The sequence below is a fragment of the Photobacterium japonica genome (assembly GCF_050337005.1).
Taxonomy (GTDB): Bacteria; Pseudomonadota; Gammaproteobacteria; order Enterobacterales; family Vibrionaceae; genus Photobacterium; species Photobacterium japonica.
Map to the genome: position 1 here is coordinate 18,379 of NZ_JAKJSN010000065.1, position 9,520 is coordinate 27,898.

At 47.5% G+C, this 9,520-nt stretch carries 10 protein-coding genes; 4 read left to right on the forward strand and 6 right to left on the reverse strand.

Annotation, left to right across the window (positions count from 1 at the left end):
* Positions 1–56: 56 nt before the first annotated feature.
* A complete protein-coding gene (locus L4C36_RS20330; RefSeq protein ID WP_428479622.1) occupies positions 57–878 on the reverse strand; it encodes a DUF4344 domain-containing metallopeptidase in 822 nt (273 codons plus the stop codon).
* 175 nt (positions 879–1,053) lie between these two features.
* On the opposite strand from L4C36_RS20330, the gene L4C36_RS20335 reads away from it, so the two are divergent.
* A complete protein-coding gene (locus tag L4C36_RS20335; RefSeq protein WP_428479623.1) occupies positions 1,054–1,881 on the forward strand; it encodes a siderophore-interacting protein in 828 nt (275 codons plus the stop codon).
* Between the two features lie 78 nt (positions 1,882–1,959).
* On the opposite strand, the gene L4C36_RS20340 is transcribed toward L4C36_RS20335, so the two are convergent.
* The 4 genes from L4C36_RS20340 to L4C36_RS20355 are packed head-to-tail and all read right to left on the reverse strand — an operon-like array spanning position 1,960 to position 5,600.
* Positions 1,960–2,721, reverse strand: coding sequence for an iron ABC transporter ATP-binding protein (locus L4C36_RS20340; protein ID WP_428479624.1), 762 nt, complete (start codon positions 2,719–2,721; stop codon positions 1,960–1,962).
* 2 nt (positions 2,722–2,723) lie between these two features.
* A complete protein-coding gene (locus L4C36_RS20345) occupies positions 2,724–3,674 on the reverse strand; it encodes an iron chelate uptake ABC transporter family permease subunit (RefSeq protein ID WP_428479625.1) in 951 nt (316 codons plus the stop codon).
* Positions 3,667–4,626 (reverse strand): ABC transporter permease, encoded by a 960-nt coding sequence (locus L4C36_RS20350; RefSeq protein WP_428479626.1) that lies wholly within the window; start codon positions 4,624–4,626, stop codon positions 3,667–3,669. The genes L4C36_RS20345 and L4C36_RS20350 overlap by 8 nt, the downstream gene beginning before the upstream one ends.
* 41 nt (positions 4,627–4,667) lie before the next feature.
* Complete coding sequence (locus L4C36_RS20355) at positions 4,668–5,600, reverse strand: siderophore ABC transporter substrate-binding protein (protein ID WP_428479627.1); 933 nt, start codon at positions 5,598–5,600, stop codon at positions 4,668–4,670.
* Positions 5,601–6,010: 410 nt separating this feature from the next.
* Here L4C36_RS20355 and L4C36_RS20360 point away from each other — a divergent pair, with 410 nt between their 5' ends.
* The 3 genes from L4C36_RS20360 (at position 6,011) to L4C36_RS20370 (ending at position 7,556) form a co-directional block, all read left to right on the forward strand.
* The gene (locus tag L4C36_RS20360; RefSeq protein ID WP_428479628.1) at positions 6,011–6,301 is read left to right on the forward strand and encodes a DUF3303 domain-containing protein; all 291 of its coding nucleotides are present in this window, start codon (positions 6,011–6,013) and stop codon (positions 6,299–6,301) included.
* 282 nt (positions 6,302–6,583) lie between these two features.
* Positions 6,584–6,799 (forward strand): TIGR02450 family Trp-rich protein, encoded by a 216-nt coding sequence (locus L4C36_RS20365; protein ID WP_428479629.1) that lies wholly within the window; start codon positions 6,584–6,586, stop codon positions 6,797–6,799.
* Positions 6,800–6,971: 172 nt separating this feature from the next.
* A complete protein-coding gene (locus L4C36_RS20370; RefSeq protein WP_428479630.1) occupies positions 6,972–7,556 on the forward strand; it encodes a GNAT family N-acetyltransferase in 585 nt (194 codons plus the stop codon).
* Positions 7,557–7,612: 56 nt separating this feature from the next.
* Here the strand turns inward: L4C36_RS20370 and L4C36_RS20375 are convergent, their stop codons facing one another.
* Entirely contained in the window at positions 7,613–9,154 is a 1,542-nt protein-coding gene (locus L4C36_RS20375; RefSeq protein WP_428479632.1) for a GNAT family N-acetyltransferase, read from the reverse strand.
* Between the last annotated feature and the right edge of the window lie 366 nt (positions 9,155–9,520).

Here is a 9,520-nt window from a genome sequence, read left to right on the forward strand (position 1 = left end):
ACTGCGCATAAACACGTTCGTGAAAACGCGGTACCTGTCAGATTGAATGGCTAGCCTCACTGGGGCTGGCTATTTTTATTTTGTTTTGGTTTCTCTGAATTCTCTATGGCTGGCGAGTGTAAATACCGTTGCCAGTTTGCTTTCAACGTCTCGTAGTTGTATTGGCAAAAGTCTTGTCTGTCACGCAGGTAATCTTCTTCAACGTCATCCAATAATGCTTTGTGCGCGTCAGGATCGCTGCCGTACACTAAACACAGGGTCGAGAAATACCGCTGAAGATCAAAGCTGTGCTCATCAATGTATTCTCCAAAATCGTAGTAATCGGGTCGATCATCCGACTCAAACGCAAACATATCTGCCGCACTAATGGCTATCTCATCGCCATTTTCCACATGATCAATCAGTAACAGTGTCGCGAAATTGTCTACCGCATCTTCTTCTTTACCCAATACCGGAATGTCTTGATCGTCAATATACGCATGCCCGGCTTCGTGGAGCAGGGTATGCAGAAGGGTATCTTGCGCGCCTTCTTGGGCACTTTTTCCATAGCGTTTCTGATAGTCGTTATTGGCGAAGTAATTCACCGATTCGACATAAAACGCGTAGGGGATGTGGATGGTATGGCTATTCGGATCATAAAGCGGGCCTTCCTCTCCGCCATACGTGACGGTCAAGGGGGCGTTAAACGGGAAGTGATCCGCTGATAACACGATGAGCGTGTCGTTTACGCCACTTTGCTTGATGGTTTGTGCGGCGTGTTTATCGGCCGCTGACGTGGCGGGTAAATAGCGGATCTGGATGTTATTGTTTGCGGCGGCGTGGACAGTACCCAGCCATATCAACAGCAATAACGTCAGGGCAGCAGATACCTGTTTCATCGGTAATCCTTATGGTCGAGTATGCGTAATAATTGTATTTCAATGTCAGTGATAATACCTGTGGTTATTGACCACTCAGTGTTTGATATATATCAGAAATACCGATTAAAAAAGTGCGGCATCCCTTTGCTGAAATGCGGTAGAATACCGACACTATATGCAAATGAGAATCATAATGAATAAGTTTAACTTGGCTGCAGCATTGCAAGAACACAAGATCAAAACCTTAACCGTACTGTCAAATGACTGTATTACCCCTAACATGCAACGTGTGGTGTTTGGTGGTGAAGATGTTGCCCGCTTTCCTGCCGATTGTGCGGGTCATTATGTGAAACTGCTGTTTAGTCCCGAAGGTGAAACAAGCACAGACGCGTTACTTGCCAGTGCGAAGCCGGTAATGCGAACCTTGACCATCAGCGAACGCGATATGGAACAGGGTACCCTCTCGGTAGATTTCGTTCGCCATGCGGAGCTGGCAACCCCATTTGACCCATCGCAAGGCGGCTATGCGGCCTATTTTGCTGTCAATGCAAAAGCCGGTGATACCCTGTGCTTTGCAGGCCCACAGCCGATTCAAAGCTACATGACAGAAGCGGATTGGTATCTATTGGTCGCTGACATGACATCGTTGACGGCGGTCATGGCGAAAGCGGCCACACTGCCTGCGGATGCGAAAGGCTACGTGGTCGTGAATGTCACGACACGTGCTGATGTGCAAGCGATGGCGTTGCCAGAAGGCGTGACATTGATTGTGCATGCGCAAGATGAAAGCACGCAATCACTGGTCGAGGTGGTGGCCGAGCTTGCATGGTTATCTGGCAAGGTTGCAGTGTGGTGTGCGTGTGAATTCAGTGCGATGAAAGCGATCCGCGGCTATGTAAATGGCGAGCGAGAAGTACCGCGTACAGATTGCTATATCAGCAGTTACTGGAAGCAGGGCGTGACCGAAGAAGGCCACAAAGTGCTGAAGCATGAAGATAACGAAGCACAAGCTAACGCATAATAACAATAACGCCGTGTGTCATGCAGATGACACACGGCGTTATTATTTGTCTCACCGACGATATCACGCGGTAACGCGTTACATACCGTAGTACATACAGATACGCTTGCCGTTCACTTCCTGAATATCAAACGGGATAGCATAAATGTCTTCCATGATTGGCTTCTGGATGACCTCTGTTGTCTTGCCGCTGGCAATCACTTCCCCTTTGCGCATCGCGATAATGTTATCGGAATAGCATGACGCAAAGTTGATATCGTGGATCACAATCACCACCGCTTTTTTCATGTCATGCGCCAGTTTTCGTAGCGTTTGCATGATTTCCACTGAGTGCTTGATATCCAAGTTATTCAGCGGCTCATCCAAGAAAATGTAATCCGTATCCTGCGCTACAACCATGGCAATGAACGCCATTTGGCGTTGACCACCACTGAGTTGATCCAAGAATTTATCTTGAATGTATTCAATGTCCAGATGGCTCAGGGCTTGATCAATAATCTGATTATCTTCAGCCGTTAGACGTCCCTGACTGTGCGGGAAACGGCCAAACGCCACCAGTTCACGCACGGTAAAGCGCATGTTGATGTTATTGGATTGACGCAATACCGCCAGTTGTTTAGACAGCGATTTCGTGTCCCATTGTGCTAACGGTTTACCGGCAATCAGCACTTCACCTGCATCGCTGTCGGTCAGGCGACTGGCCATGGAGAGTAGGGTACTTTTCCCTGCTCCATTGGGCCCGATGATTGAGGTGACTTCTCCTAATGGAAACAACGCGTCGGCATTTTTGACCACGAAGGCATCGTTATATTTTTTAGATAATCCAGTTAACTTAATCATGATTAATCAAACTTATTGCGSATTAAGAGGAAGAGGAAGTAGCCGCCGCCCRCAAAGTTAATGRTGACGCTGATGGTGGTATCAAACGCGAAGACTTTTTCAATCAGCCATTGGCCGCCCACCAGCAGGACGACCGACAACAGGCTGCCAGCCGTCAGGAGAAAGCGGTGTTGGTAGCCGGTGAAGATCTGACGGGTCAAGCTGACCACAATCAAGCCAAAGAACAGGACCGGACCGACCAATGCGGTGGAAATAGAAACCATCAGCGTAATGGTCATCATCACTTGCATCGTGACTTTTTTTGTATCGACACCCAAACTTTTGGCGTTATCCACGCCCAGCCAGAACACATCCAGCTTGTTCGATAAACGGTACAGATAAGCCAAACACAGTGCGAGCGGCACAATAGACCAATACACCAATTCTTTGTTCACATTGCTGAAGCTGGCGAACATGGTGCTTTGCAGGTTCAGGAACTCGTTAGGATCCAACAGCATGGTGAAGAAGTTGGTGACACTGCCGAACAAGCTGCCGCAGACGATACCGATCAACAGCAGCGTAAAGACATTGCTGTTCTTGCGGCGGAAATAGAAGCCAAACAGCACCATGGCGAAGCTGCTCATGGCCAGCGTGGTGATCATGAAATTAATTTTCGCGTCGATCAGCCATACGCTCATGCTGCCGAACATCACTACGATCATGACTTGAATCATGACATACAGTGAATCAAACCCCAGAATCGACGGGGTTAAGATTCGGTTATTGGTGATGGTCTGAAACACCAACGATGAGCTGGAAATCGCAATCGCTGCCAGCACAATCGCCAAGACTTTCGGTAAACGCAGCGACAGGAAGAACGCATAGTTTTGAGCATTCAGGCCATTACCGATGAAATAACCGATGATTAAGACGCTGAGCACTGCCAGCCCCATTGCTTTATGAGCATCACGCATTTGATTTATCTCGCAGTACCAAGGCGATAAAGATCACCCCACCCACGATGCTGATGATCATGGAGATAGGCATTTCATAAGGGAAAATAATAATACGGCCGATCACATCGCACGCCAGTACCATCATCACGCCCCAGTAGGCGGTCCATGGCAAGTTGCGGCGCATGTTGTCACCCATGTACATCGCCACCAAGTTAGGCACGATCAAGCCAAGGAAGGGGATCACACCAACAATCATGACCACTGACGATGACAGGACCGCGACGATCAAGACGCCAATAAAGACAATTTTTTGGAAGTCGATACCGATGTTCTTTGCAAAGCTTTCGCCGACGCTGGCCGCACTGAATTGGCTGGCAAAGTAGTACGCGATGATGCCTGCTGGTAGTGCCAGATACAGAAATTCGTAGTTACCTTGCAAGACTGAAGCGAAGTTTGCCACGGTCCATGCCGAGAGGGTTTGTACCAAATCGTAACGGTAAGCAATGAACGTGGTAAGCGCAGAAACAACGTTGCCGTACATGATGCCAATCAGCGGGACCAAGACCGCATTTTTAAATTGCAGACGCTGTAAAAATTGCACGAATAACAACGTACCGGCAACGGCAAACACAAAAATGACCGCCAAGTTAGCCCAGCGGCTAAGGTCTGAAAATAGCAGTAAGCTGACAATGTAACCCAGCATGGCGCAGTCAATGGTGCCAGTGGTGTCAGGGGAGGCAAAGCGGTTTTGGCAGATCTGCTGCATGATCAGACCGGCGATGCTCAAACCGGCACCGGCTAAGCAAATGGCCAATAAACGGGGTAAACGGCTAGAAAAAAGAATCGATTGGGCGTGACTGTCACCGGCCAAGAAACTTTGGGGAGTAATGTCGGCGACACCCACAAACAGGGAGGCGCTGCCCAGCAACAAAAGGGCGCATAAGGCCGCGAGATATTTTAGGTTCTGCATAGTACAACAACGCCCGGCCAAGGCCGGGCTAGTAAGTCAAATTAGTGGGCTGTTTTCGGGGTGAAAACAGCGTTCATGTCATCAATCATCATTTGTGTTGCATCCATACCGGCGATGGTTAAGTACCAAGCGGTTGGATTCAGGTACACAATGCGGTTGTTTTTATATGCCGGTGTACTTTTGATTAATGGGTTATCAAACAGGATTTTGGCTTTACCGGTGCTGGTGCCGATAGCTTGTTCGCGGTCAAGAATGAACAGAACGTCCGGTGCGGCTTCTGCAATAAATTCAAACGAAATCAGGTTACCGTGCGGGTTCGTTGAGGTCGACCCTTTCGCTTCATCAAAACCGAATTCATTGAAAATGACAGAGAAGCGACCTTCACGGCCAAACATCGACACATTGTTACCGTTGTTCATGACGGCCAGTGTGTTGAAATCGTGCTTGTCTACTTCAGCGCGGATAGCCGCAAACTGCGTTTGTGTCTCGGTAATGTAGTCTTCAACTGCTTGTTCTTTGTTGAAGATTTTACCGAGCATACGCCAATTGCGCTGGGTATCTTTCCAGTAATTACCGTATTCGATGGTGTACATCACGGTTGGGGCAATGCTTGAAAGGGTAGGGTAAGCATCCACCATGCGTGCTTCAGCGATGATCACATCAGGCTGCAGCGTGAAGATTTTTTCGTAGTCGACTTCTTTCATGCTGCCGACGTGTACGATGTCTTTTTTAGCAAAATCAGTTAGGTACGCAGGAAGCAAGGTAGTGACTGCGCCGACCGGTTTTACGCCTAAACGGTGTAATACATCGAGGCTGCCGTTTCCGCCGACCACAATAACGCGTTTTGGCGTATCAGGGATCACCGTCTTGCCCATGACATGGTTAACAGTGATGGATTCAGCACTCACTAGCGGACTGCCAATGAAACTGCTGAGCAAAAGAACGGTTTTGAACAAAGTCGATACGCGCGGCATAACTATCCTGTGAATGCTAACAAATAAGAATCATTCGCATATTACATCAGGAATGAGAATGGTTTGTATTGTTTTTTGATAATTGAAAAATTTATTTGATCTTGATCAATAATTTTTTGTTCTTTTGACTAAGAAATACACAGCACAGAACACTATTGTTTGCGTTTTCCCTTTTTATTGAGTGGTCTAGCTCGCAGACACAGTAAAAGACCGGTGCAAAAAAGTGATAATCGACTAACGGGCGAGATATCGGCAAGAGAGATAGGCGAGATATATAGGTGGGAGAGATCACCGAGAGGGGAAAGAAGAGAGAGTGACAGTGAGCAGGTTATACTCAGAGTAAGGCGAGAGCCAGTTTCGATACATCGTATCCTGTATGTGAGTTATCTATCGACAGTGAGGCAATGATCATGACATTTTTGATTTCGTGGCAGATCTACCAAGGACGCACCCATGAGGTGCTGGCACACTTTGCACAGCTGACCCAAGAACAAGACAAGACCCTGATGGGGGATGATATTACCCTGATTGGGCGCTGGCATGATGTGGTCAGTGGTGCTGGCGTGTGCGTGGTGGAATCGAACAGCATTGAGGCCGTCACCGCATACGCACTGCGTTGGAATAACGACATGGACATTTCGGTACAACCCGTGATTGATGACGCCGTCGCCAGAGTGCTGGGTAACACCTTGTTAGTATAATCGCGAAAGGGGGAGGGAAGTCCCCGGATGAATGAACGAAAAATGCTACGTTGATCGTGGCATTTTTTATGTTCATGGCGAACAAATCTTGTAATACGTTCCGAAAAGGCGCACAAATTTCTCATAACAGGTATGTAGGTGACGCATTACCATGAGAAATTCGCGATACGAAGAATACACCCCCTTGATCCCATGGTAATCTGCTTTCGTACCTTGTTGAGACGTTGTCTTTATGACGTGTTATCGCAAGGAACCTGTTAATAGCACAACCAGGAGGTCACGATGAATCGCATCCATCCTAAAGCCTTGTACGGCAGCAAGTGGACCAAAACCCAGATAGAAGGAAAAGAGCGGCATTTTATGGTGATTGATGTTGAGTTTGATGAACATCAAAAAGTGACGCGCTGCCTGATTCAAGCGGTGATCAACCATCGTTTTTTCCCTATTGATTGGCGTGATCTGAAAAATCAAGAAAACTGGATCATGGGCTGGAAATAGCCCTGCCTTGCTCTCCTCAAGTGGTGCCCCGTGCAGTGGGGAGAGTGTCATCCTCCCCCCGTTATGTTGTTTCGCCACCTTCTCCTCGCGTTCATGTTGTCGTAAATGTTCAATGCATGGTGAAAACTTGTGTATATACTCGCGTCCATAATAACGATGAGAACGATCCACAATGAATAATTTTGATGCACTGCGCCAAGGCCACGCGATTTCTTTGACTGACGATTACAACATGGCGCTGATCCGTCCTGCTGACATGGCGGACATTTTGGTGATGCTGGATAACCCTAACGTTGCGCAGTATCTTTTCTTTGCCCCTGCGCCAGAAGCGCTTTACCACGGCTTCTTTGGCCCAATTATTGAAGATACAGAAATGGCCATTACCGAAGATCGTTGGCCAGAACACCCAACCGTGATTGTCCGCGATCAGCAAGGTCGCTACATGGGCATGGGGGGGTTAGCACAAGTCATGTTGTTACCGGGCAATATGGAAGTGGGCTATCAATTGTCTGAACATGCGTGGGGCAAAGGTATTGCGACCGCGGTTTGCCGCACTTTGACGCAGTTGGCCTTCACTACCTTGGATGTGCATAAGCTGACGGCTGATTGCTACGGACAAAATATCGGGTCGTACAAAACGATGGAAAAATGCGGTTTCCGTGCGGAAGGGCGTTTGACGGGCTATTACAAAGTGGCGGGGGGTGTCGATGACCGCTTGTTTTATGGCATGGCGGCAGCTGAATTTGCCAATTTGTAATACGTGAATGTGAAATAAGCAGGGCGAATCGATGATCCGCCCTGTTTTTTTTATGCTTATTCTGGTGCGGTTTTGGGTTGCGTGAAACCGCCATACAGATCCATGCGGCGATGACGCAAGTTCGTCACTGAGCCTTCAGTGTTCAACTCTTTCAGTTTGCTGAGGTCCACATCCGCAAAAATAATCATCTCGGTATTCGGGCTGGCTTCGGTGAGTGTCGCATCGTGCGGGAAGTAAATGTCTGACGGGGAGAAGACCGCCGACTGGGCATACTGAATATCCACATTGTCGACGCGCGGTAAATTACCGACACTGCCGCCAATGGCCACATAACATTCGTTTTCAATAGCACGGGCTTGTGAGCAGAGTCGTACACGGAGGTAGCCATTTTTGGTGTCTGTCCAAAATGGCACAAACAGAATTTGTACCCCTTGTTCTGCCATAATGCGGCCTAACTCTGGGAATTCAGAGTCATAACAGATCAAGATGCCCACGCGTCCTGCATCAGTTTCAAATACCTTGACCTCATTACCGCCGTCAATGACCCAATCTTTCACTTCATGCGGGGTAATGTGGATTTTGTATTGGGCGTTAATTTCGCCATCACGTTGCAATAAGTAGGAGACGTTAAAGAGTTTCCCATCTTCAATCACCGGCATACTGCCCGCAATGATATTGATGTTATACGTGACCGCCATTTGCGAGAAACGTTGTTTAATTTCTTCACTGAAACTGGCAAGAAAACGAATCGCTTCCACGGAATTATGTTCGTTATTCAGCCCCATTAACGGCGCATTGAAAAATTCAGGAAACAGCGCAAAGTCGGCTTTGTATTTTGACAGTGAAGAGATGAAAAATTCCGCTTGGTCGAGGAAGTCTTCCAAATCGTTCATTGCGCGCATTTGCCATTGCACCACGCCAATGCGGACCAAGTTTTTCTCTACATCGTGGATAGACTGTACGTCTTCTTCGTAGAAGAAGTTATCCCATTCTAATAACGTGGCATAGCCATTCGATGCGTTATCTTCCGGAAGATAACCCCGCATGATGCGCTTTACGTCAAAGTCATTGGCTAACTGGAACGACAGGATAGGATCATGCAGTTCGCGGCGTTTCACTTTATCGATGTAATCGGGCACTGACAGGGTATCGGCATGCAGGTGGTAATTAGGGATGCGACCACCGGCCAAAATGGCCTTAAAGTTGTGGGTTCGGCACAGTTCTTTACGGGCATCATACAAGCGTCGGCCCAAGCGCAGGCCACGGTAATCCGGGTGCACAAAGACATCTAAACCATACATGGCATCACCGGTCACTTCATTTTGTATCACATTATTTTCATTAATAATGTCGGTGTACAGGTGCGGGAGAGAGAAGCGGTTATAGTTCACCTTAATGGTTAATGCTGCCCCGACGATTTTACCGTTGTATTCAATGCAGACCTGTCCATCGGGAAACTGATGGATCAAATCCATGATGGTCAAGCGAGGCCATGCACCGCCCACGTCATGAAAAACTAGATTCATGAGTTCGGAGAGTTCTTGGTAGTCGGTGGGTTCGATGGTGCGTAAAGAAAGTTTCGGTGAGTTATCGTCCATTTTAACCTTGTCCATGTTACAAACTACGGAAAAGAATGCCACAAAGACGTTGAAGTTAGTATATCGGCCTGTCACATTTTGATTACATGCGATCTTCTGCGGAGACAAAGGATGCCTCGCCATGCTTTTGACGCTGAGTGCGTGTATTCACCTCTCCTTATTCTTATTGTTTTAATTTTTTGCGAATGATTGAATAAAACGCAAATAGTTATGGGGAAGAAAAGGTGTGTTCTTTGATGCCATTATGACACATAGCAATCGGTTGCTATCGGGGGGGGATGAAACAGGATGGCTTTATGCTCTGTGGTAACGGTTAAACTTTTCGTTTATGGGTAATAAAACGATATTTTATATTGTTTATAAATA

Coding starts and splice junctions, on each gene's coding strand:
- L4C36_RS20330 (WP_428479622.1), bottom strand. CDS start 878: ATGAAACAGGTATCTGCTGCCCTGACGTTATTGCTGTTGATATGGCTG.
- L4C36_RS20335 (WP_428479623.1), top strand. CDS start 1,054: ATGAATAAGTTTAACTTGGCTGCAGCATTGCAAGAACACAAGATCAAA.
- L4C36_RS20340 (WP_428479624.1), bottom strand. CDS start 2,721: ATGATTAAGTTAACTGGATTATCTAAAAAATATAACGATGCCTTCGTG.
- L4C36_RS20350 (WP_428479626.1), bottom strand. CDS start 4,626: ATGCAGAACCTAAAATATCTCGCGGCCTTATGCGCCCTTTTGTTGCTG.
- L4C36_RS20355 (WP_428479627.1), bottom strand. CDS start 5,600: ATGCCGCGCGTATCGACTTTGTTCAAAACCGTTCTTTTGCTCAGCAGT.
- L4C36_RS20360 (WP_428479628.1), top strand. CDS start 6,011: ATGACATTTTTGATTTCGTGGCAGATCTACCAAGGACGCACCCATGAG.
- L4C36_RS20365 (WP_428479629.1), top strand. CDS start 6,584: ATGAATCGCATCCATCCTAAAGCCTTGTACGGCAGCAAGTGGACCAAA.
- L4C36_RS20370 (WP_428479630.1), top strand. CDS start 6,972: ATGAATAATTTTGATGCACTGCGCCAAGGCCACGCGATTTCTTTGACT.
- L4C36_RS20375 (WP_428479632.1), bottom strand. CDS start 9,154: ATGGACGATAACTCACCGAAACTTTCTTTACGCACCATCGAACCCACC.